We start from the raw sequence: 21166 nt of genomic DNA, 5'->3' as shown, positions 1-21166 counted from the left end.
CGACAGGCGTGCGGCGCGGTGAAGGAGGCGGCGGGTGAACCTTCGGGCCGAGGTGGTCATCGTCGGCGGCGGGGTGATGGGCACGAGCATCGCCTGGCACCTGGCGCGCGCCGGAGTACGGGACGTCGTCCTCGCCGAACGGGACGAACTCGCCGCCGGCTCCACCTCCAGGGCGGCCGGCGGCGTGCGGGCCCAGTTCTCTGACGAGCTGAACATCCGGCTCGGCGCCCGCAGCCTGGAGGCGTTCGGCCGCTTCGAGGAGGAGGTCGGGCAGGACATCGGGCTGCACCGGACCGGCTATCTGTTCCTGCTCTCCACTCCGGAGCAGGTGGCCTCCTTCGAGGCGGGCGTGCGGCTGCAGAACTCCCTCGGCGTGCCCAGCCGCCTCATCACCCCCGAGGAGGCCCGCCGGCTCTCCCCGCTGATCCGTACCGACGGCCTGCTGGCCGCCGCCTACTCCCCGGACGACGGCCACTGCACCCCCGAGGCCGTCGTGCACGGCTACGCGCGTGCCGCCCGCGCCCACGGCGCCCGCATCCTGCGCCACACCGAGGTCACCGGCATCGAGCTGTACGGCGACACCATCACCGCGGTCAGCACGACCCTCGGCCGGATCGAGACGGGCACGGTGATCTGCGCGGCCGGCGCCTGGTCCCGGGCGGTCGGCGCCATGGTGGGCGTCGATCTTCCGGTACGACCGCTGCGCCGGCAGATCGCCGTCACCGAACCGGTGCCGGGCCTGCCGCCCACCCTGCCCATGACCATCGACTTCACCACCAGCCTCTACTTCCACCGCGAGGGACCCGGCCTGCTGCTCGGCATGTCCGACCCCGACGAGCGGCCGGGCTTCGCCACAGACACCCACGACCGCTGGATCCCGCGGCTCGCCGAGGCGATGGAGCGGCGCGCGCCCGCCCTGCTGGAGCTGCGGCGCACCGGAGGCTGGGCGGGCCTGTACGAGAACACCCCCGATCACAACGCGCTGATCGGCGAGGCGACTTCCGTCTCCCGTTTCCTGTACGCGACCGGCTTCTCCGGGCACGGCTTCCTCCAGGGACCCGCCGTCGGCGAGGTGATCCGCGACCTGTACCTCGGCCGCGTACCCTTCCTGGACATCAGCCCGCTGAGCGCCGGCCGGTTCGCGGCCGACGCCCCGCGCCCGGAGGCCAACCTGGTATGACCGAGCTGCACCTGTGGCTGCGCCACGAGCCCCGTACGACCGAACGGCGCACGCCCGTCGTGCCCGCCGACGCCCGCCGGCTGGTCGACAGCGGGGTCATACTGACCGTCGAGGAGTCACCGCAGCGGATCTTCCCGGTAGAGGAGTACGAGGCGTCCGGCTGCCGCCGCGCCCCGGCCGGCTCCTGGGTGACGGCACCCCGGGACGCCGTGATCCTCGGCCTGAAGGAACTCCCGGACGAACCGGCCGAGTTGCCGCACCGGCACATCTTCTTCGGGCACGCCTACAAGCAGCAGCCGGGCGCCGCCGAGCTGCTGCGCCGGTTCGCGGCCGGCGGCGGGGCGCTGCTGGACCTGGAGTACCTGGTGGACGACGAGGGCCGCCGGCTGGCCGCCTTCGGTTTCTGGGCGGGCTATCTGGGCGCCGCCCTCGCCGTGCTCCAGCACCGGGGCCGGCTGAGGGCACCGCTCACACCCACGACGAAGGACGACCTGGACGCCGCACTGCGGCCCCGGGCCCGGGACGCGGAGTTCACGGCGCTGGTGATCGGCGCCCTGGGCCGCAGCGGGCGGGGCGCCTCGGCCGCCTTCCGCACCGCGGGCGTCGAGGCGACCCGCTGGGACCTCGCGGAGACCCGCGCTCTGGACCGGGAGGCCCTGCTCGGGCACGACGTGCTGGTGAACGCGGTCCTCGCCACCAGCCTGGTCCCGCCGTTCCTGCGCGAGGAGGACCTGGACTCCCCGGCCCGCCGGCTGCGCACCCTGTGCGACGTCACCTGTGACGTCGGCTCCCCGTTCAACGTGCTGCCGGTCTACGACCGTACGACGGACTGGACCGAACCCGTGCGCCGGCTGCGCAAGGAGCCGACGCTCGACCTGATCGCCATCGACAACCTGCCGTCCCTGCTGCCCCTGGAGTCCAGCGCCGACTTCTCGGCCGCCCTGCTGCCGCAGCTGCTCGCCTTCGGTCCGGGCGGCGCCTGGGGCCGCTGTCTCGACCGGTTCCACCAGGCCTGCCGTGAACTCGGCATCGAGCAAAGGGAGTTGCCGTCATGACTGACCGTGTCCCGGCGAGCGGCACCGTCCACTGGATCGGCGCCGGACTCTCCACCGGCAGCGGCCTGGCCGGGCTGTGCCGTACGGCCGGCCGGGTGCTGCTGTGGCACCGCACCGAGGACCGTGCGGCCGAGGCGCTGGCCGGCCTGGGCCTGACGGGGCACGCCGAGCCCCGCGCCCTCACCCCGGACGCCCTCGCCGCCGCGCTGGAGCCCGGGGACGTCGTCGTGTCGATGCTGCCGGCGCCGGAGCACGCCGGACTGCTCGCCGCGTGCGTGCGCGCCGGGGCACACTTCGCCTGCTCCAGCTATGTGTCCCCGGAGGTGCTGGCGCAGGTGCCGGCGGCCCGGGAGACGGGCGTGGTCGTACTCGCCGAGGCCGGCCTGGACCCGGGCATCGACCACCTCTTCGCCCACAGCCTCATCGGCCGGGCCCGGGCACGGATCGGCGAGCACACCCCGGCCGCCTACCGGCTCACCTCCTACTGCGGGGGCGTCCCGGCCGAGCCGAACGACTTCCGCTACCGCTTCAGCTGGGCCCCGCTCGGCGTGCTGGGCGCCCTGCGCTCGCCCGCGCGTTACCTGGAGGACGGCACCGAGACCACCGCCGACCGCCCCTGGGAGGCGACCCGGCCGCTCGTCCTGGACGGCGAGACCTTCGAGGCGTACCCCAACCGCGACAGCATCCCCTTCATCGACCAGTACGGGCTGCCCGACGCCTGGACCCCGCGCACCTTCGTGCGGGGCACCCTGCGGCTGGACGGCTGGCTGAAGGCCTGGCAGCCGGTCTTCGAGGAGCTGACGGCGGGCGACGACGAGCGGATCGCCGCGCTGGCCCGGGAACTGGCGGCGGCCCACCCGACCACCGAGGCCGACCGCGACCGGGTGGTGCTCTCCGTCGCCCTGGAGGTCGACACCGGTGAGGGCCGGCCCTGGACCGGCGCCTACCTGCTGGACCTGACCGGTGACGCCGAGGAGTCCGCGATGGCCCGCTGCGTCTCCCGCCCGCTCGCCCTCGGTGTCCGCCACATCCTGGACGGCAGCCTGCCGGCCGGCCTGCACCGGGCGGCGGAGAGCGCCCAGCGCGCGGACCGCTGGCTGGCCGAACTCGCCGAGGAGGGAATGGAGTTCACACTGAGCCTGGGTCAGTAGCCGGCCGGGCGGGCCGGTCCGTCACCGCCGCGTGCACCAGCCGCCGCAGCTCGGGGAAGACCTTCAGCTTCTTCGGGCGCACCTGGGTCATGAACTGCACGGTCAGGTCGTGGGCCGGGTCGACCCAGAACGCGGTGGTGGCCACCCCGGTCCAGCCGTAGGTGCCGGGGTGGGACGGTGCCAGGGTGCGCGCGGGGTCGATGACGACGGAGACGTTGAAGCCGAAGCCGAGGCCGTCCATGCTCGGTTCCTGGTGGGCCGGGGCGCCGAAGGAGCGGATGGTGGCCCCGCCCGGCAGCTGGTTGCGGGTCATCAGCGCGAGGGTCTTCGGGGCCAGCAGCCGTACGCCGTCCAGCTCGCCGCCCCGGCGCAGCAGCTCCATGAACCGGTGGAAGTCGTGGGCGGAGGAGACCAGGCCGCCACTGCCGGACAGGAACCGCGGCCGGCCGCGCACCGGCAGACCCGGCACCGGCTCGATCCCGCCCTCGTCCGTCTCGCCGTACAACTCGGCCAGCCGGTCCGCCTGTTCGGGGCTGATGTGGAAACCGGTGTCGGTCATGCCGAGCGGGCCGAGGATCCGCTCGGCGAAGAACGCGTCCAGCGGCTGCCCGGAGACCACCTCGATCACCCGGCCCAGCACGTTCGAGGCGACCGAGTAGTTCCACTGGGTGCCCGGGTCGAACTGCAACGGCATGCGCGCGTACAGGTCGACGGTCTCCGCGAGGTCCTTGCCCGGCGGCACCGAGTACTCCAGGCCCGCCTCGCGGTAGAGCGCGTCCACGGGGTGGCGGTAGTAGAAGCCGAAGGTCAGGCCCGCGGTGTGGGTGAGCAGATGCCGGATCAGGATCGGGCCGGCGGCCGGGCGGGTGCGTACGGCGGCCCCCTCACCGCCGTCGTACACACGGGGGTCGGCGAAGGCGGGCAGGTGGCGGTCGAGCGGGTCGTCCAGGGACAGCCGGCCCTCCTCCACCAGCAGCAGGACCGCGACCGCGGTGACCGGTTTGGTCATCGAGTAGATCCGCCACAGCGTGTCCGCCTCGACCGGCAGCCCGGCCGCCACGTCCCGCAGACCGTACGTGGTCAGATGCGCGACCCGGCCGCCGCGGGCCACCGACACCAGGTAGCCCGGCAGGTGCCCCGCGTCGACGTGCTGGGCGAAGTGCCGGTCCAGGCGCTCCAGCGCCCCGGCGTCCAGCCCCGCCTCCGAGGGTTCCACGTCCTGTCGCAGCTCTGCCATCGCTCTCCTCCGGTCCCGTCGCCCGCGGTACGCCCCGGCTGCCGCGCCGGTCCGCTCCCGGCTCTCATCGTCGCGCAGGACCACCTGCCCGGGCGGGCTCATCCGGGGCGTGTGTGATCGACATGACCCCGGCTGGAGCCGGGGGGCGGAGTGGTCGGTCGGGGTCTCTGCCGTGCGTCGCGGGGGCGTGCCTTGCTGTGTGCGGCAGGGGCTCACCGTCGGGCGGGGCCAGGCGTGCGGGCGGGCTCATGCGGGGCGGGGGTGGGGGACGTGACGCCGGTCGGGCCCGGTAGTGCGCGGGTCGCCGGTACGGCGAGGGCCGCCGTGGCCGCCAGGGTGAGCAGTGCGGGTCCGGTGCCCGCGGCCAGGAGCGCGGTCGCCCCGGCCACGCCCACGGCCGGGCCGATGTTCAGCGCGGTCTGCTGCAGGCCGCCCGCGACCCCGGCCGTCGTCACCTCCGCCCGCCGTACGATCACCTGGGTGGCCGCCACCATCACCGTGCCGAAGCCGGCGCCCAGCAGCGCGAACCCGCAGCCCAGGGCAGGCGCCGAGGTGGTCCCGGAGAGGACGAGCACGCCGAGCGCGAGCGCCGCCGTGGCCCCCGCCGTCGTCACCCGCGCACCGCACCGGCGCAGCAGCGCGGGGCACAGCGCAGCCGACAGCACCATGAGCACCGCGAGCGGCAGGCTGCGCAGGGCGCTGTCGAAGGGGTCGAGGCCGAGGTGGCGCTGGAGGACGTACGTGGCGACGAACAGCGTGCCGAACAGGGACGCGGAGACCACGACCAGGATGCCGAGCGCCGCCCCGACCGCACGCGAGCCGATCACCTCGGGCGGGAGCAGCGGGCTCGCCGCGCGCCGCTCGTGCCGGACGAGCAGCGCCGCCGTCACCGCGGACAGGGCGAGACCCGCGGCGGACACGGGCCGGGCCGTGACCGCGTACACCAGGCAGGCCAGCGCCACCGCGAGCAGGACGGCGCCGGGCAGGTCCAGGGGAGTGGTCCGGGCGGACGCCGGGCGGGAGCCGGGACGCAGCAGGGCGGGCAGGCCGAAGGCGAGGGCGGGCAGTACGTTGACGAAGAACACCGCCCGCCAGCCGAACCCGGTCACCAGCGCCCCGCCCACCAGCGGACCCGCGGCCGCCGCCAGCCCGATCGCGGCGGTCCGCACGGCCAGGGGCGAGGCGAGCCGGTCCGGCGGATACGCGGCCCGCAGCATGCCCAGCGTGGCCGGTTGCAACAGGGCCCCGAACACTCCCTGCACCGCCCGCAGTCCGATCACCCACTCCACCGCGGGCGCGAGCCCGATCCCGAGCGAGGCGGCGCCGAAGCCCAGTATCCCGAGCCCGAACACCCTCCGATGCCCGTACCGGTCACCGAGCCGCCCCGCGAACACCAGCAGGCTCGCCACCGCGACGAGATAGGCGGTACTGGTCCACTGCACCTCGGCGAACGACGCGTGCAACTCCCTGTGCAGACTGGGCTGGGCTACCGTGAGGACCGTACCGTCCAGCGCGACGACCACCGCGCCTGCCACGCTGCTCGCCAGCGTCCAGGGCCGGTTCACCGGCCACCCCCGGGACCGCCCAGGTGCGCGGCCAGGACGGTGTCGAGCAGCGGACCGAAGTCCTCCTCGTCCAGCGCGAGTTGCAGACTGCGCCAGCGCCACAGCTGGGCCGTACCGTGCAGGTTCGCCCACAGGGCGCCCGCCACCCGTCGGGCGTCGGCATCGGGATCCGCCTTGCCGATCAGCTCCGTGAGCAGGGAGAACAGCGGAAGGCTCGTGTCCCGCAGCCCCAGGCGCCCGCTCTCCAGCAGATCGTGACGGAACATCAGCTCGTACATGCCGGGCTGCTCCAGGGCGAACTCCACGTACGTCCGCGCCAGTGCCGCCACTTGGGCGCGGGGGCCGCCAGCCTCCCGCTCCAGCACCGTGTGCACCCGCTCGGCCAGCTCGGCGAAGCCCCGCCGGGCGATGGCGGACAGCAGTTCCAGGTGGGTGGGGAAGTAGCGGCGCGGCGCCCCGTGCGAGACACCCGCGCGCCGGGCGATCTCCCGCAGGGTCAGCGCCTGTGCGCCCTCCGCGGCCAGCAGCTCCACGCCCACGTCGACCAGACGGGCCCGCAGGCCCGCGTCGGAATCAGTCATAGACACTGTCTACCAGCTCGACGTAGACAGTGTCTACTGTACGTGACCGGCAGGGAATGCGCGGGGCGACACGGCGAGTTGACCCGGATATGACTCAGGACCCCACACAGGACGCGCTGCTCGGCCTGCTCTCCGAAGGCCACGCCGGCGTACTGGTCACCCTCCGGCGCGACGGCCGCCCCCAGCTGTCCAACGTCAGCCACGCCTACTACCCCGACGAGCGGGTCATCCGGATCTCGGTCACCGACGACCGCGCCAAGACCCGCAACCTGCGCCGGGACCCGCGTGCCTCGTACCACGTCACCAGCGACGACCGCTGGGCGTACACCGTCGCCGAGGGCACCGCCGAGCTGACCCCGGTCGCCGCCGACCCGCACGACGACACCGTGGAGGAGCTGATCCGGCTCTACCGGGACGTCCTCGGCGAACACCCGGACTGGGACGACTACCGGGCCGCGATGGTCCGCGACCGCCGCCTGGTGGTACGGCTGCACGTCGAGCGGGCGTACGGCATCCCGCCGAAGAGCTGACCCGGAACGGCCGAAACCGAGGAGCCGGGCCGCGAGGGCGTCCCGCTCACGGCGCCTCGGCGGTCCGCGCCTCGATCGCCCGCAGCACGGCCACCATGTCCTCGCCGCCGTGGCCCCGCGCCACCGTCTCCTCGAACAGGGTGTGGCACACATCGAGGAGCGGCGAGGCCAGGTGGGCCTTGCGGGCCGCCTCGGCGATCAGCCGGTTGTTCTTCAGCACGTCCAGCGCCGCCGCCTGCACCGCGAAGTCCCGCTCGCGCAGCTTGGGCGCCTTCATCCGGGACACCGCGCTGGCCATCGGGCCGGCGTCCAGGACGTCCAGGAACAGCCGGCGGTCCAGGCCCTGCCGCTCGGCGAAGTGGAACGCCTCGGTCAGCCCGGTCACCTGGGTGATCAGGAAGATGTTCACCGCCAGCTTCATCAGCAGCGCGCCGGGCACCGCACCGCACACGAACGCCTCACGGCACATCGGCGCGAGCAGCGGCCGTACGGCGGCCACGGCCGTCTCCTCCCCGGCGAGCATGGCCACCAGCTGCCCCTGTTCCGCCGGTACCCGGGACCCGGAGACGGGCGCCTCGACGTACCGGCCGCCGGCGGCGCGGATGTCGGACTCCAGGGCGTGGGAGTACTCCGGGGAGGTCGTGCCCATGTGGACGACGGTCCGGCCCGCGACCCGGGCGGCCGGTCCGGGCGTGCCCCGGCCGAGCACCGCGTCCACCGCCGCCTCGTCGGCGAGCATCATCAGCACCACCTCCGCCCGCGCGAACACCTCGCCGGGATCCGCGGCGACCTCGGCGCCGGCCGCGCGCAACGGCTCGGCGCGCTCCGGGGTCCGGTTCCAGACCACCAGGGGGGTGCCGGCGGACGCCAGCCGCAGGGCCATGGGGCGGCCCATCACTCCGAGACCGATGAATCCGACGTGCATGGCAGGCCGCCCTCCGCGCCACGGATCGACTATGACACCGGTCATAGTAGCCGCTGCTATGACGGCGGTCATAGAGTGGCGACGAGAGAACGGAGGGCGGCAGATGACCGAGGCGCGGCACGGACCGCGGGAGCGGATGGTGTTCAGCGCGGCCCAGCTCATCCGGCGCAACGGGGTCACCGCGACCGGCATGCGTGAGGTCGCCGCGCACGCGGACGCACCGCGCGGCTCCCTCCAGCACTACTTCCCGGGCGGCAAGGAGCAGCTGGTCAACGAGGCGGTCGAGTGGGCGGGCCGGTACGCCGGCAAGCGCGTCGCCCGCTTCCTCGCGGAACTCCGGCAGCCCACGCCGAGCGGCCTGTTCGCGGCGATGGCCGCCCAGTGGACCGACGAGTACGCGGCGGACGGTTTCACGGCCGGGTGCCCGGTCGCCGCCGCCACGGTCGACTGCGCCACCGGCGACTCCACCCGGGAGGCGGCGGCCGCCGCGTTCGCGACCTGGCGGGCACCGGTCGCCGAGGCCCTGACGGGCATGGGAGTCCCCGCGGCCCGCGCCGACTCCCTGGCCACCCTCATGATCAGCACCCTGGAGGGCGCGATCCTGATGGCCCGCGCGGAGCGGGACGTACGGCCGCTCACCACGGCCGTGCGGGAACTTGGCCCCCTGCTGGACGCCGCCGTACGCCCCTGAGCACGCTGTTTCCCGGTCGGTGGCGTCCGGGGGTCAGGCCGACACCTGTTCGGGGTGGACCGCCGGCCGGCCGGACCGTTGCCCGAGCAGCTCCGTCGGCACCGTGTGCGTCTCACGCGCGGTGAGGGCGGCGAGGGCCGGCGGCCACCGCGAAGCCGGTCTGCGTGCCGATGGCCAGGCCGGACAGCCGGACCCGGGTCGCGAACATCTCGCCGTAGAAGGCGGGCCACCGGCCTTCGCCCGGCAGGCGGCAGCCGGGGCCGCGGAGGCCGGAGCGGGAGCAGGGGCGGGGACGGGCAGGGCGGTGCTCCTTCAAGATCGCTACGGCAGCTAATTAACCCGCTGGATAGTTAGTTACGCGTCAGTCGGCCGTCCGCTCGGCCGTCAGGTAGGCGATCACCATGTCCCCGAGCATGGTCCGGTAGTGCTCGCGCCGCGCCGGGTCCACCAGGTCCCGGCCGAACAGGGCGCGGAAGGTGTGCCGGTTGGCGACCCGGAAGAAGCAGAACGAGCTGATCATCGCGTGCAGGTCGACCGCGTCCACGTCGGCCGTGAACAGCCCGGACTCCTGCCCGGCGGCGAGGATGCGGCGGATCACGTCCAGCGCCGGGGAGCCGATCCGGCCCAGCTTCTCGGAGGCCGCGATGTGCTCGGCGCCGTGGATGTTCTCGATGCTGACCAGCCGGATGAAGTCCGGGTGCCGCTCGTGGTGGTCGAAGGTCAGCTCGGCCAGCCGCCGGATCGCGGCCACCGGGTCCAGGTGCTCGACGTCGAGTTGCTGCTCGGCGTCCCGGATCACGCCGTACGCCCGCTCCAGCACGGCCGTGAACAGCTGTTCCTTGCCGCCGAAGTAGTAGTAGATCATCCGCTTCGTGGTGCGGGTGCGGGCGGCGATCTCGTCGACCCGGGCGCCGTCGTAGCCGGCCCGTGCGAACTCCTGCGTCGCCACGTCGAGGATCTCGGCCTTGGTGCGGGCGGCGTCACGCACCCGCCCGCCGGGTCGTACCGGTTCTTCGACGCTGGTCATCGCTGTCCTTCGGGCCGTGAGGCGCCGGGGGGCGCGCTCTTTCGCGTGCCGGTGATTGTAGAAGCAGGGCGCCCGCGCGCGGCGGGGTCTTCCGCAGGACCCGTACCGCCCTCGCTCAGCCCCGCCCTGCACCAGCGGGAGGCGGACCGGCAGGGCCTGCGCCACCTGTACCGGCTGCTCGACACCGACGTCCTCGGCGTGCCGCCGGAGGCGGTCGGCGACCTGCTCCGAGCCGCCCGCGACCTCGGCTTCGACGGGCTCAACATCACCCACCCCTGCAAGCAGCTGGTCGTGCCGCACCTGGACGCGCCCTCGCCGACCCGTACGGGCTGATGCGCAGCCGGGCCGTCACCAACGCCGACGGCAGCGTCCGCATCGCCCTCGCCGTGGACGACGTGGTGGCCGCCGCCCGCGCCGTCCGGGCGGCCGGCGGACGGCTGCTGCCGGTGCCGGCCAACTACCACGACGACCTCGCCGCCCGGTACGAGTTCGCCGACGGGGAGCTGGAGACGTACCGCGAACTCGGCATCCTCTACGACCGGGAGCCGGGCGGCGCCTTCCGGCACTGCTACACCGAGACCGTCGGCCGGGTCTTCTTCGAGCTGGTCCGGCGCGACCCCGGCTACCAGGGGTACGGCGCCGCGAACGCGCCGGTGCGGCTGGCGGCCCAGCACGCGGTGCGCGGCTTCACTGGCGGCTGACCGTACGGGTGACGCCCGCGATCACCGTGCTGGCCAGGATCCAGCCGGTGAGGACGAGGACGTACGCGAGGGCCTGGTAGCCGCCGGTCGGTGCGAACGCGCCCTCCTGGCCGAAGGAGATCACCGGCAGCAGCAGGTCGAGCGTGTAGAACACCGGGTGGAACGGCGGCGCCTCGCCCGCCTTCAGCGGCCGCGGATGGTGCAGCGCGAACGCGACCGACCCGATCGCCAGCAGCGACAGCAGCCATCCGGCGGCCCGCATCGGCCGGAAGCCGTAGCCGACGGTGACGTCCTGGACCAGGCCCCACAGCCGGCCGTACCACGGGAGCGTGTGCCGGTGCCGGCGCTGCTTGGCGAGCTGCACCAGCCGGGCCGCGTGGTCGTCGCCGACCCGGCGGTAGGCGGCCGTCAACTGCTCGTAGGTGTGCGGGACATAGCCGTCGCGCTGCCGCTCCAGCATGGGCAGCCGCCGCTCGGCCGGCTCGTGCGGGACGAGCGAGGTGTACGTCAGGTCGCCGAGCAGCACCTCCTCGGGCAGCGAGTCCGGTTCCAGGAACAGCACGTCCAGCTGCGCGCGGCGCAGATTGAGCGTGCCCTCCATGGGCGGCGCCTTGCGCAGCCACAGCTCGCCGATGGCCGTACTGCTGCCCTGCAGAGCCGAACCGCCGGGATTCGACAGGAGGGCGTACGACAGGTCGAGCCGCCCGGCGATCCGGGCCCCGCGCAGGCCCACCCAGCCGCGCACCTCGGCGTGCCGGAGCAGCATGTCGCCCTCGACGGTGAACGTCTGCGCGTCGAGTGCGGCGTTCCCGGGATTGCCGAGCCGTGCCTCGCTCAGGTTGAGCGACCCGGCGACGGTCGCGCCGTTGAGCCGTATCTGCCCCTGTGTCCGCAGGCCCGGCGCCGACAGGTCGGCGCCCACAAAGGCCTGGTTGAGCTGGAGCACCGGCACCTCGGCACCGGGCGCGGTCACCTGCGCGCTCTCCAGGAAGAGGCTGCCGGCGATGCGGGCGCCGCCCAGCCGTACGACGCCGGTGAACCGGGTCCGGGTCAGGCGCAGGATGCCGTCGATGTGCGCGGCGTGGGCGACCAGCCCGGGGAGGACGGACTCGCTGAGGTTGACTTCGCGCAGCCGTGCGGCGTAGAACCGCGGGACCTCGTCGAAGTGGCAGTGCCGCAGCCGTACCGGATGGTCGGTCGTCGCGTGCTGCAGATCGAGCAGACCGGTGATCCGCGCGCCCGCCACACTGAGCGACGGTATCTCCCCCTCCTGCCGCGGCCCGTCGAGCAGCAGCGCCCGCAACACTGCCGCGCGCAGGCTCCGTTCGGATCCCCAGGTCCCTCCGTCGGCGGGATCCTCGTCGGGTGACTCCCGGAAGTCCACGGTCTCCCCGCGCGCGAACGCCCGCCACACCCGTTCCTCGGCCGCCGTCAGGTCGTTGATCTCCACCAGCGGGACTCTCACCCGAGGGGGAAGCGGCTGTCAATCCGGCAGGACACGGTCAATCAGCCGTTCTCTGCGTGCCGTTGAACGCGTGCGCCCCCCGGTCCGCCGAGAGCGGCGGGCCGGGGGGCGCACGGGTCGTGAGGCGTTACGGCCGGACGTTCCACTCCGCGATCACCGGGCGGCCGTGTTCCGTCGACAGACGGCTGACCGTGCCGGTGGCCAGCTGGAACAGCCGGCCCTCGGCGGGCGGCAGGCCCAGTCGGCGGGCGGTGAGGACGCGCAGGAAGTGGGCGTGGGCGACGAGGACCACATCGCCGGCGTCCTCGGCGAGGGCCGCGTCGACGCGGGCCAGGACCCGGTCGGCGCGGGCGCCGATCTCCTCCGGAGACTCGCCCGGGTGTCCCTCGGGGCCGGGCGGCACGCCGTCGGTCCACAGGTCCCAGTCGGGCCGGGTGCGGTGGATCCGGGCGGTGGTGACGCCCTCGTAGCCGCCGTAGTCCCATTCGTGCAGGTCGGGGTCGGACACGATCCCGGGTATGCCCGCCAGTTCGGCGGTGCGCAGCGCGCGGCTCAGCGGGCTGGCCAGCGCGCGGACGTAGGTCCGGCCGGTGAGGAGCGGGGCGAGGGACTTGGCCTGTTCCTCGCCGTGCTCCGTGAGGGGCAGGTCGGTCCAGCTGGTGTGCCGGCCCGACAGGCTCCACTCCGTCTCACCGTGGCGGACCAGCAGGAGGTCGCCCACGGTGGGTCAGTCCTTCTTCTCGACCGCGTGGCCGCCGAACTGGTTGCGCAGCGCGGCGATCATCTTCATCTGCGGGGAGTCGTCCTGGCGGGAGGCGAACCGCGCGAAGAGGGACGCGGTGATCGCCGGGAGCGGGACGGCGTTGTCGATGGCCGCCTCCACGGTCCAGCGGCCCTCGCCGGAGTCCTCCGCGTAGCCGCGCAGCTTCTCCAGGTGCTCGTCCTCGTCCAGGGCGTTCACGGCGAGGTCCAGCAGCCAGGAGCGGATGACCGTGCCCTCCTGCCAGGAGCGGAACACCTCGCGGACGTTCTCCACCGAGTGGACCTTCTCCAGCAGCTCCCAGCCCTCGGCGTAGGCCTGCATCATGGCGTACTCGATGCCGTTGTGGACCATCTTGGAGAAGTGCCCGGCGCCGACCCGGCCCGCGTGGACGTAGCCGTACGGGCCCTCCGGCTTGAGCGCCTCGAAGATCGGCCGCAGCGGCTCCACGTACTGCTTCTCGCCGCCGACCATGAGCGCGTAGCCGTTCTGCAGGCCCCAGACACCGCCGGAGACGCCGGCGTCCACGAAGCCGATGCCCTTGATGCCGAGGGCGGCGGCGTGCTTCTCGTCGTCCGTCCAGCGGGAGTTGCCGCCGTCGATGACCGTGTCGCCGGGCTCCAGCAGGTCACCGAGTTCGTCGATGACGGTCTGGGTGGCCGTGCCGGCCGGGACCATCACCCACACATGGCGGGGCGCGTCGAGCTTCTCGACCAGTTCGGCCAGGCTCTTGACGTCGGAGACCTCCGGGTTGCGGTCGTAGCCGATGACGTGGTGGCCGGCGCGGCGGATCCGCTCGCGCATGTTGCCGCCCATCTTGCCGAGACCGATGAGACCGAGCTGCATGATCAGTTCTCCGATGCGTTCTTGAGAGTGCGGTAGGCGGCGACGAGGGCCGTGGTGGAGGGGTCGAGACCGGGCACGTCCGCGCCTTCGGTGAGGGCCGGTTCGACGCGCTTGGCGAGGACCTTGCCCAGCTCCACGCCCCACTGGTCGAAGGAGTCGATGTTCCACACCGCGCCCTGCACGAACACCTTGTGCTCGTAGAGGGCGATGAGCTGGCCGAGCACCGACGGGGTCAGCTCCCGGGCGAGGATCGTGGTGGTGGGGTGGTCGCCGCGGAAGGTGCGGTGCGCGACCTGCTCCTCGGCGACGCCCTCCGCGCGGACCTCCTCGGCGGTCTTGCCGAAGGCGAGCGCCTGGGTCTGGGCGAAGAAGTTGGCCATCAACAGGTCGTGCTGGGCCTGGAGTTCCTCGCTCAGCTCGCCGATGGGGCGGGCGAAGCCGATGAAGTCGGCCGGGATCAGCTTGGTGCCCTGGTGGATCAACTGGTAGTAGGCGTGCTGACCGTTGGTGCCCGGGGTGCCCCAGACGACGGGACCGGTCTGCCACTCCACCGGGTTGCCGTCCCGCTGCACGGACTTGCCGTTGGACTCCATGTCCAGCTGCTGGAGGTAGGCGGTGAACTTCGACAGGTAGTGCGAGTACGGCAGCACCGCGTGGGTCTGGGCGTCGTGGAAGTTGTCGTACCAGATGCCCAGCAGGCCCAGCAGCAGCGGCGCGTTGGCCTCGGCCGGGGCGGTGCGGAAGTGGTCGTCGACGATCCGGAAGCCGTCGAGCATCTCGCGGAAGCGGTCCGGGCCGATGGCGATCATCAGGGACAGGCCGATCGCGGAGTCGTACGAGTACCGTCCGCCGACCCAGTCCCAGAACTCGAACATGTTGTCCGGGTCGATACCGAACTCGGTGACCTTCCCGGCGTTCGTGGACAGCGCCACGAAGTGCCTCGCGACGGCCTTCTCATCGCCCTCGAAGGCCTTCAGCAGCCAGGACCGCGCCGAGGTCGCGTTGGTGATCGTCTCGATCGTGGTGAACGTCTTGGACGCCACGATGAACAGCGTCTCGGCCGGGTCCAGGTCCCGGGTCGCCTCGTGCAGGTCGGCGCCGTCCACGTTCGACACGAACCGGAACGTCAACTCCCGCGCGGTGTACGGGCGCAGCGCCTCGTACGCCATCGCGGGGCCGAGGTCGGAGCCGCCGATGCCGATGTTGACGACGTTGCGGATCCGCCTGCCGGTGTGGCCGGTCCACTCGCCGGAGCGGACCCGGTCGGCGAAGTCGCTCATCTTGTCGAGCACGGCGTGCACCTTCGGCACGACGTTCTCGCCGTCGACCTCGATCACCGCGTCACGGGAGGCGCGCAGCGCGGTGTGCAGCACGGCCCGGTTCTCGGTGAGGTTGATCCTCTCCCCGCGGAACATGGCGTCCCGCAGCGCGAACACGCCGGTGGCGGCGGCGAGTTCCTGGAGCAGGGCCAGGGTCTCGTCGGTGATCAGCTGCTTGCTGTAGTCGATGTGCAGGTCGCCGACCCGCACGACGTACCGCTCGGCGCGGCCGGGGTCCGCCGCGAACAGCTCGCGCAGACGCGGCTGGCCCTGGGCGCGGTGGTCGGCGAGGGCCGTCCACTCGGGCCGGTGGGTGAGCTTCGGGAAGCCGTCCATCTCAGGCGTTCTCCTTGGCTGCCTCGCCCCGCAGGGCGATGGCGTACATCTCGTCGGCGTCGAGGCGGCGCAGCTCCTCGGCGATCAGTTCGGAGGTGGCGCGGACCTTCAGGGCGAGGGTGCGCGGCGGCTGGCCCGGCAGGGACAGCGTGGCCAGCGGCCCTTCGGGGCGGTCGATGACGATCTCGCCGTTCTCGGTGCCGAGGCGTACCGCCGTGACGAACGGGCCCCTGGTCACCACGCGGTCCACCGGCACGTTCAGCCGGGCCTGCAGCCAGCGGGCGAGCAGTTCGGCGCTGGGGTTGTCCTGTTCGGCCTCGACCGCCGCCGAGGTCACCCGCACCCGCGCCTGGTCGAGGGCGGCGGCCAGCATCGACCGCCACAGGGTCAGCCGGGTCCAGGCGAGGTCGGTGTCGCCGGGCGCGTAGTTGCGCACGCGGGTCTCCAGGACCTCCAGCGGCCGGTCGACGGCGTACAGATCGGTGATCCGGCGCTGGGCGAGCGCACCGAGCGGGTCCTTCGCGGGGGCGTCCGGCGCTTCCACCGGCCACCACACGACCACCGGGGCGTCCGGCAGCAGCAGCGGCAGGACGACCGAGTCGGCGTGGTCGGACACCTCGCCGTAGGTGCGCAGCACGACCGTCTCGCCGGTGCCGGCCTCGGAGCCGACCCGGACCTCCGCGTCCAGCCGGGAGGTGGTGCGGTCGCGCAGGGTGCGGGCGTGCCGCTTGATGACGACCAGGGTGCGCGAGGGGTGCTCGTGCGAGGCCTCCTCGGCCGCCTTGATCGAGTCGTAGGCGTTCTCCTCGTCCGTGACGATGACCATCGTCAGGACCATGCCCACGGCCGGTGTACCGATGGCGCGGCGGCCCTGCACCAACGCCTTGTTGATCTTGCTTGCCGTGGTGTCGGTCAGGTCGATCTTCATGGCCTGCGCCAGCTCCGTCCGTCTCGTGCGAGCATCTCGTCGGCTTCCCTCGGTCCCCAGCTGCCCGACGCGTACTGCGCCGGCCTGCCGTGCGCCGTCCAGTACTCCTCGATCGGGTCGAGGATCTTCCAGGACTCTTCCACTTCCTGGTGACGGGGGAACAGGTTGGCGTCGCCGAGCAGTACGTCCAGGATGAGCCGCTCGTACGCCTCGGGGCTCGACTCGGTGAACGACTCGCCGTAGGCGAAGTCCATCGAGACGTCCCGGATCTCCATGGAGGTGCCCGGCACCTTGGAGCCGAAGCGGACCGTCATGCCCTCGTCGGGCTGGACGCGGATGACGATCGCGTTCTGGCCCAGTTCCTCGGTGGCGGTGGAGTCGAACGGGGAGTGCGGGGCCCGCTTGAAGACCACCGCGATCTCGGTGACCCGGCGGCCGAGCCGCTTGCCGGTGCGCAGGTAGAAGGGGACGCCCGCCCAGCGGCGGTTGTCGATGCCCAGCTTGACCGCGGCGAAGGTGTCGGTCTTCGACTGGGGGTCGATGCCCTCCTCTTCGAGGTAGCCGACGACCTTCTCGCCGCCCTGCCAGCCCGCCGCGTACTGCCCGCGCACGGTGTGCTTGCCGAGGTCCTCCGGCAGCCGCACCGACTTCAGCACCTTCAGCTTCTCGGTGAGCAGCGCCTCGGCGTCGAACGCGATGGGCTCCTCCATGGCGGTCAGCGCCATCAGCTGGAGCAGATGGTTCTGGATGACGTCCCGGGCGGCGCCGATGCCGTCGTAGTAGCCGGCCCGGCCGCCGATGCCGATGTCCTCGGCCATGGTGATCTGCACGTGGTCGACGTACGACCGGTTCCAGATCGGCTCGTACATCTGGTTGGCGAAGCGCAGCGCCAGGATGTTCTGGACGGTCTCCTTGCCGAGGTAGTGGTCGATGCGGAACACCTGGTCCGGCTCGAACACCTCGTGCACGATCGCGTTCAGCTCGCGCGCGCTGTCCAGGTCGTGGCCGAACGGCTTCTCGATGACCGCGCGGCGCCAGGAGTCCCGCGGCGGGCTCGCCAGGCCGTGCTTCTTCAGCTGCTGCACGACCTTCGGGAAGAACTTCGGCGGCACCGAGAGGTAGAAGGCGAAGTTGCCGCCGGTGCCGCGGGAGGCGTCCAGCTCCTCGACGGCGTCCTTCAGCTGCTTGAACGCGGTGTCGTCGTCGAAGTCGCCGGGGATGAACCGCATGCCCTCGGCGAGCTGCTGCCACACCTCCTCACGGAACGGGGTGCGGGCGTGCTCGCGCACGGAGTCGTGCACGACCTGCGCGAAGTCCTGGTCCTCCCACTCGCGGCGGGCGAACCCGACGAGGGAGAAGCCCGGCGGCAGCAGACCGCGGTTGGCCAGGTCGTAGACGGCCGGCATCAGCTTCTTGCGGGACAGGTCACCGGTCACCCCGAAGATGACCAGGCCCGACGGGCCGGCGATGCGCGGGAGCCGGCGGTCACGGGCGTCCCGCAGCGGGTTCTCCCAGTCGGCGGCCGGGGCCACCGGGACCCGCACCGCCTCGGGTGCGGGCGCCTGCGGTGCGGGCGCCTCGGCGGAGGGTGCGTTGTCGGTCATCGGGCGTCAGCTCCCTTGCTCCTCAGGGACGTGGCGACGGCGTCCAGCAGTTCCTGCCAGGCGGCCTCGAACTTGGCGACGCCCTCGTCCTCCAGCTGCTGGACGACCTCGTCGTAGGAGATGCCGAGCCGCTCGACGGCGGCCAGGTCGGCACGGGCCTGCGGGTAGCCGCCGGTCACCGTGTCGCCGCTGATCTCGCCGTGGTCGGCGACCGCGTTCAGCGTGGCCTCCGGCATGGTGTTGACCGTGCCCGGCGCGACCAGTTCGTCCACGTACAGGGTGTCCTTGTACGCGGGGTCCTTCACCCCGGTGGACGCCCACAGCGGGCGCTGCTTGTTCGCCCGGTCCCCGGCGAGCGCCAGCCAGCGCTCGGAGCCGAAGACCTCCTCGTAGGCCTCGTAGGCCAGGCGGGCGTTGGCGAGGGCCGCGCGGCCCTTCAGGGCGAGGGCCTCCTCGGTGCCGAGGGCGGTCAGCCGCTTGTCGATCTCGCTGTCCACGCGGGAGACGAAGAAGGACGCCACCGAGTGGATCGTGGACAGGTCGACGCCCCGCTCGCGGGCCTTCTCCAGGCCGGCCAGGTAGGCGGCCATGACCTCGCGGTAGCGCTCCAGCGAGAAGATCAGGGTCACGTTCACGCTGATGCCGAGGCCGATGACCTCGGTGATCGCGGGCAGGCCCGCCCTGGTCGCCGGAATCTTGATCATCACGTTGGGCCGGTCCACCAGCCAGGCCAGCTGCTTGGCCTCGGCGACGGTCGCCTCCGTGTCGTGGGCCAGGCGCGGGTCGACCTCGATGGAGACCCGGCCGTCCCGGCCGCCCGAGGCGTCGTACACGTCACGCAGGATGTCGGCGGCGTCGCGCACATCGGCGGTCGTCATCATCCGTACGGCCTCGTCGACCGTCACACCCCGTACGGCGAGGTCGGCCAGCTGCTCCTCGTAGCCCTCGCCGGAGCCGATGGCGGCCTGGAAGATGGACGGGTTGGTGGTGACACCGACGGCGCTACCGCTCGCCACCAGCTCGGCGAGGCTGCCCGAGGTGATCCGCTTGCGGGACAGGTCGTCCAGCCAGATCGACACGCCCTCGTCGGCGAGGCGCTTGAGGGCCCCCGGGGTCGCGATTGCTTCGGTCACTGTGCTCATCTTTCTCTGTGTGTCGGTGTCAGGCGCGCGCGGCGGCGAGCGACTCGCGGGCCGCGGCGGCGACGTTCTCGGGGGTGAAGCCGAACTCGGCGAACAGGGTCCCCGCGTCGGCGGAGGCACCGAAGTGCTCCAGCGAGACGATGCGTCCCGCGTCACCGACGTAGCGGTACCAGGTCAGGGCGATACCGGCCTCGACCGCGACCCGGGCCTTCACGGCCGGCGGCAGCACCCGCTCGCGGTACTCGCGCGGCTGCTCCTCGAACCACTCCACGGACGGCATGGACACCACCCGCGTGCCGATGCCCTCGGCCTCCAGCCGCTCCCGCGCGGCCACGGCCAGCTGCACCTCGGAGCCCGTCGCGATGATGATCACCTCCGGGACCTCCGTCGAGGACTCGCGCAGTACGTAGCCGCCCTTGGCCGCGTCCTCGTTCGGCGCGTACACCGGCACGCCCTGGCGGGTGAGCGCGAGCCCGTGCGGGGCGGGGTGCGTGGCGTGCCTCTTCAGGATCTCGGCCCAGGCGATCGCGGTCTCGTTGGCGTCCGCCGGGCGGACGATGTTCAGACCCGGGATGGCGCGCAGCGAGGCCAGGTGCTCGACCGGCTGGTGGGTGGGGCCGTCCTCGCCGAGGCCGATGGAGTCGTGCGTCCACACGTACGTCACCGGCAGCTGCATCAGCGCCGACATGCGGACGGCGTTGCGCATGTAGTCGGAGAAGACGAGGAAGGTGCCGCCGTAGATCCGGGTGTTGCCGTGCAGGGCGATGCCGTTCATCTCCGCGGCCATGGAGAACTCGCGGATGCCGAAGTGCACGGTACGGCCGTACGGGTCGGCCTCGGGCAGCGGGTTGCCCTTCGGCAGGAAGGAGCTGGAGGCGTCGATGGTGGTGTTGTTCGAGCCGGCCAGGTCGGCGGAGCCGCCCCACAGCTCGGGGAGGACCGTGCCGAGCGCCTGCAGCACCTTGCCGGAGGCGGCGCGGGTGGCGACCGACTTGCCCTCCTCGAAGACCGGGATGCTCTCCTCCCAGCCCTCGGGCAGCTCGCCCTTGGCGATCCGGTCGAAGAGGGCGGCCCGCTCGGGGTTGGCGGCACGCCACTCGGCGATCCGCTTGTCCCAGGCCGCGTGCGCCTCGGCGCCCCGGTCCAGGGCCCGCCGGGTGTGCTTCAGGACCTCGTCGGCCACCTCGAAGGTCTGCTCCGGGTCGAAGCCGAGGACGCGCTTGGTGGCGGCGATCTCCTCCGCGCCGAGCGCGGAGCCGTGGGAGGCCTCGGTGTTCTGCGCGTTCGGGGCGGGCCAGGCGATGATCGTGCGCATCGCGATGATCGACGGCCGCTCGGTCTCGGCCTGGGCGGCCTTCAGCGCCGCGTACAGCGCGTGCACGTCGACATCGCCGTTCTCCTCCGGCTCGATCCGCTGCACGTGCCAGCCGTAGGCCTCGTACCGCTTCAGCACGTCCTCGGAGAAGGCGGTCGCGGTGTCGCCCTCGATGGAGATGTGGTTGTCGTCGTAGAGGAAGACCAGGTTGCCGAGCTTCTGGTGGCCGGCCAGGGACGAGGCCTCGGCGGAGACGCCCTCCTCCAGGTCGCCGTCGGAGACGATCGCCCAGACGGTGTGGTCGAAGGGGGAGGTGCCCTCGGGGGCCTCGGGGTCGAACAGGCCGCGCTCGTAGCGGGCGGCCATCGCCATGCCGACGGCGTTCGCGACGCCCTGGCCGAGCGGGCCGGTGGTGGTCTCCACACCGGCGGTGTGCCCGTACTCGGGGTGGCCCGGGGTCTTCGAGCCGTGGGTGCGGAAGGCCTTCAGGTCGTCCAGCTCCAGCTCGTACCCGGCGAGGAACAGCTGCGTGTAGAGGGTCAGCGAGGTGTGGCCGGGGGAGAGGACGAACCGGTCACGGCCGGCCCACTCGGGGTCGGCCGGGTCGTGTCGCATCACCTTCTGAAAGATCGTGTACGCAGCAGGAGCCAGACTCATCGCCGTGCCCGGGTGCCCGTTGCCCACCTTCTGCACCGCGTCGGCCGCCAGAAGTCGGGCGGTGTCCACGGCGCGCCGGTCGAGGTCGGTCCACTCGAAGCGCTCGGAAGTCTGCGTGGTCATCTTCAAGAAGTCCTCGTTCAGTACGGGA

18 protein-coding genes and 3 pseudogenes are annotated in these 21166 nt (G+C 72.6%); 7 read left to right on the top strand and 14 right to left on the bottom strand.

The features are described 5' to 3' along the window. Nucleotides 1-34: 34 nt before the first annotated feature. From ACZ4U1_RS24205 to ACZ4U1_RS24195, 3 genes are read left to right on the top strand one after another with little or no spacing between them, the layout of a single operon-like run. Nucleotides 35-1180, top strand: coding sequence for an NAD(P)/FAD-dependent oxidoreductase (locus ACZ4U1_RS24205; RefSeq protein WP_467905878.1), 1146 nt, complete (start codon nt 35-37; stop codon nt 1178-1180). Next, a complete protein-coding gene (locus ACZ4U1_RS24200) occupies nt 1177-2235 on the top strand; it encodes a saccharopine dehydrogenase (protein WP_467905877.1) in 1059 nt (352 codons plus the stop codon). The genes ACZ4U1_RS24205 and ACZ4U1_RS24200 overlap by 4 nt, the downstream gene beginning before the upstream one ends. Next, nucleotides 2232-3386 (top strand): saccharopine dehydrogenase family protein, encoded by a 1155-nt coding sequence (locus tag ACZ4U1_RS24195; protein ID WP_467905876.1) that lies wholly within the window; start codon nt 2232-2234, stop codon nt 3384-3386. Before ACZ4U1_RS24200 ends, ACZ4U1_RS24195 begins: the two co-directional genes overlap by 4 nt. On the opposite strand, the gene ACZ4U1_RS24190 is transcribed toward ACZ4U1_RS24195, so the two are convergent. From ACZ4U1_RS24190 to ACZ4U1_RS24180, 3 genes are all read right to left on the bottom strand, one after another. Then, nucleotides 3364-4623, bottom strand: coding sequence for a serine hydrolase domain-containing protein (locus tag ACZ4U1_RS24190; RefSeq protein ID WP_467905875.1), 1260 nt, complete (start codon nt 4621-4623; stop codon nt 3364-3366). The two genes, ACZ4U1_RS24195 and ACZ4U1_RS24190, sit on opposite strands and share 23 nt — an antisense overlap. A gap of 212 nt (nt 4624-4835) precedes the next feature. Next, entirely contained in the window at nt 4836-6188 is a 1353-nt protein-coding gene (locus tag ACZ4U1_RS24185) for an MFS transporter (RefSeq protein ID WP_467905874.1), read from the bottom strand. After that, a complete protein-coding gene (locus tag ACZ4U1_RS24180) occupies nt 6185-6769 on the bottom strand; it encodes a TetR/AcrR family transcriptional regulator (RefSeq protein WP_467905872.1) in 585 nt (194 codons plus the stop codon). The genes ACZ4U1_RS24185 and ACZ4U1_RS24180 overlap by 4 nt, the downstream gene beginning before the upstream one ends. An 89-nt stretch (nt 6770-6858) precedes the next feature. Between ACZ4U1_RS24180 and ACZ4U1_RS24175 the strand changes: the two genes are divergently transcribed. Continuing rightward, nucleotides 6859-7299, top strand: a complete 441-nt coding sequence (locus ACZ4U1_RS24175; RefSeq protein ID WP_467905871.1) for a PPOX class F420-dependent oxidoreductase — start codon at nt 6859-6861, stop codon at nt 7297-7299. A gap of 46 nt (nt 7300-7345) precedes the next feature. Here the strand turns inward: ACZ4U1_RS24175 and ACZ4U1_RS24170 are convergent, their stop codons facing one another. Beyond that, a complete protein-coding gene (locus ACZ4U1_RS24170; RefSeq protein WP_467905870.1) occupies nt 7346-8224 on the bottom strand; it encodes an NAD(P)-dependent oxidoreductase in 879 nt (292 codons plus the stop codon). A 103-nt stretch (nt 8225-8327) separates the two neighbouring features. Between ACZ4U1_RS24170 and ACZ4U1_RS24165 the strand changes: the two genes are divergently transcribed. Further along, on the top strand, nt 8328-8915 hold the full coding sequence (locus tag ACZ4U1_RS24165) for a TetR/AcrR family transcriptional regulator (RefSeq protein WP_467905868.1): 588 nt from the start codon (nt 8328-8330) through the stop codon (nt 8913-8915). Between the two features lie 33 nt (nt 8916-8948). Here the strand turns inward: ACZ4U1_RS24165 and ACZ4U1_RS24160 are convergent. Both ACZ4U1_RS24160 and ACZ4U1_RS24155 read right to left on the bottom strand, forming a co-directional pair. Next, a pseudogene (locus ACZ4U1_RS24160) lies at nt 8949-9150 on the bottom strand (MFS transporter); the annotation flags it as partial. A gap of 126 nt (nt 9151-9276) precedes the next feature. After that, complete coding sequence (locus ACZ4U1_RS24155) at nt 9277-9942, bottom strand: TetR/AcrR family transcriptional regulator (RefSeq protein WP_467905866.1); 666 nt, start codon at nt 9940-9942, stop codon at nt 9277-9279. Nucleotides 9943-9996: 54 nt separating this feature from the next. On the opposite strand from ACZ4U1_RS24155, the pseudogene ACZ4U1_RS24150 reads away from it, so the two are divergent. Beyond that, nucleotides 9997-10260: pseudogene (locus ACZ4U1_RS24150) on the top strand (hypothetical protein); the annotation flags it as partial. Continuing rightward, nucleotides 10254-10643 (top strand): annotated as a pseudogene (locus ACZ4U1_RS24145) (sugar phosphate isomerase/epimerase and 4-hydroxyphenylpyruvate domain-containing protein); the annotation flags it as partial. The pseudogenes ACZ4U1_RS24150 and ACZ4U1_RS24145, both read left to right, overlap by 7 nt. On the opposite strand, the gene ACZ4U1_RS24140 reads toward ACZ4U1_RS24145, so the two are convergent. The 8 genes from ACZ4U1_RS24140 to tkt form a co-directional block, all read right to left on the bottom strand. Beyond that, entirely contained in the window at nt 10630-12093 is a 1464-nt protein-coding gene (locus tag ACZ4U1_RS24140; protein ID WP_467905865.1) for a membrane-associated oxidoreductase, read from the bottom strand. The pseudogene ACZ4U1_RS24145 and the gene ACZ4U1_RS24140 overlap by 14 nt on opposite strands. A 142-nt stretch (nt 12094-12235) precedes the next feature. After that, nucleotides 12236-12829, bottom strand: a complete 594-nt coding sequence (locus tag ACZ4U1_RS24135) for a histidine phosphatase family protein (RefSeq protein WP_467905863.1) — start codon at nt 12827-12829, stop codon at nt 12236-12238. A gap of 6 nt (nt 12830-12835) precedes the next feature. Continuing rightward, the gene (gene gnd / locus ACZ4U1_RS24130) at nt 12836-13714 is read right to left on the bottom strand and encodes a phosphogluconate dehydrogenase (NAD(+)-dependent, decarboxylating) (RefSeq protein WP_467905862.1); all 879 of its coding nucleotides are present in this window, start codon (nt 13712-13714) and stop codon (nt 12836-12838) included. A 2-nt stretch (nt 13715-13716) separates the two neighbouring features. Further along, complete coding sequence (gene pgi, locus ACZ4U1_RS24125; protein ID WP_467905861.1) at nt 13717-15369, bottom strand: glucose-6-phosphate isomerase; 1653 nt, start codon at nt 15367-15369, stop codon at nt 13717-13719. A 1-nt stretch (nt 15370) separates the two neighbouring features. After that, complete coding sequence (gene opcA, locus ACZ4U1_RS24120; RefSeq protein WP_467905860.1) at nt 15371-16297, bottom strand: glucose-6-phosphate dehydrogenase assembly protein OpcA; 927 nt, start codon at nt 16295-16297, stop codon at nt 15371-15373. Then, nucleotides 16294-17901: a glucose-6-phosphate dehydrogenase gene (gene zwf, locus ACZ4U1_RS24115; RefSeq protein ID WP_467905859.1), complete on the bottom strand. Its 1608-nt coding sequence runs from the start codon at nt 17899-17901 to the stop codon at nt 16294-16296. The genes opcA and zwf overlap by 4 nt, the downstream gene beginning before the upstream one ends. Beyond that, on the bottom strand, nt 17898-19043 hold the full coding sequence (gene tal, locus ACZ4U1_RS24110) for a transaldolase (RefSeq protein ID WP_467905858.1): 1146 nt from the start codon (nt 19041-19043) through the stop codon (nt 17898-17900). The genes zwf and tal overlap by 4 nt, the downstream gene beginning before the upstream one ends. 19 nt (nt 19044-19062) lie before the next feature. Next, nucleotides 19063-21138, bottom strand: a complete 2076-nt coding sequence (tkt, locus tag ACZ4U1_RS24105; protein ID WP_467905857.1) for a transketolase — start codon at nt 21136-21138, stop codon at nt 19063-19065. Between the last annotated feature and the right edge of the window lie 28 nt (nt 21139-21166).

The sequence above is a fragment of the Streptomyces sp. NPDC028928 genome, from assembly GCF_055564915.1.
Note: the sequence above shows the minus strand (reverse complement) of the source record. Positions and strands in the feature narration are given on the sequence as shown.

Coding starts and splice junctions, on each gene's coding strand:
- ACZ4U1_RS24180 (WP_467905872.1), bottom strand. CDS start 6,769: ATGACTGATTCCGACGCGGGCCTGCGGGCCCGTCTGGTCGACGTGGGC.
- ACZ4U1_RS24190 (WP_467905875.1), bottom strand. CDS start 4,623: ATGGCAGAGCTGCGACAGGACGTGGAACCCTCGGAGGCGGGGCTGGAC.
- pgi (WP_467905861.1), bottom strand. CDS start 15,369: ATGGACGGCTTCCCGAAGCTCACCCACCGGCCCGAGTGGACGGCCCTC.
- tal (WP_467905858.1), bottom strand. CDS start 19,043: ATGAGCACAGTGACCGAAGCAATCGCGACCCCGGGGGCCCTCAAGCGC.
- ACZ4U1_RS24195 (WP_467905876.1), top strand. CDS start 2,232: ATGACTGACCGTGTCCCGGCGAGCGGCACCGTCCACTGGATCGGCGCC.
- opcA (WP_467905860.1), bottom strand. CDS start 16,297: ATGAAGATCGACCTGACCGACACCACGGCAAGCAAGATCAACAAGGCG.
- tkt (WP_467905857.1), bottom strand. CDS start 21,138: ATGACCACGCAGACTTCCGAGCGCTTCGAGTGGACCGACCTCGACCGG.
- zwf (WP_467905859.1), bottom strand. CDS start 17,901: ATGACCGACAACGCACCCTCCGCCGAGGCGCCCGCACCGCAGGCGCCC.
- ACZ4U1_RS24165 (WP_467905868.1), top strand. CDS start 8,328: ATGACCGAGGCGCGGCACGGACCGCGGGAGCGGATGGTGTTCAGCGCG.
- ACZ4U1_RS24170 (WP_467905870.1), bottom strand. CDS start 8,224: ATGCACGTCGGATTCATCGGTCTCGGAGTGATGGGCCGCCCCATGGCC.
- ACZ4U1_RS24175 (WP_467905871.1), top strand. CDS start 6,859: ATGACTCAGGACCCCACACAGGACGCGCTGCTCGGCCTGCTCTCCGAA.
- ACZ4U1_RS24155 (WP_467905866.1), bottom strand. CDS start 9,942: ATGACCAGCGTCGAAGAACCGGTACGACCCGGCGGGCGGGTGCGTGAC.
- gnd (WP_467905862.1), bottom strand. CDS start 13,714: ATGCAGCTCGGTCTCATCGGTCTCGGCAAGATGGGCGGCAACATGCGC.
- ACZ4U1_RS24200 (WP_467905877.1), top strand. CDS start 1,177: ATGACCGAGCTGCACCTGTGGCTGCGCCACGAGCCCCGTACGACCGAA.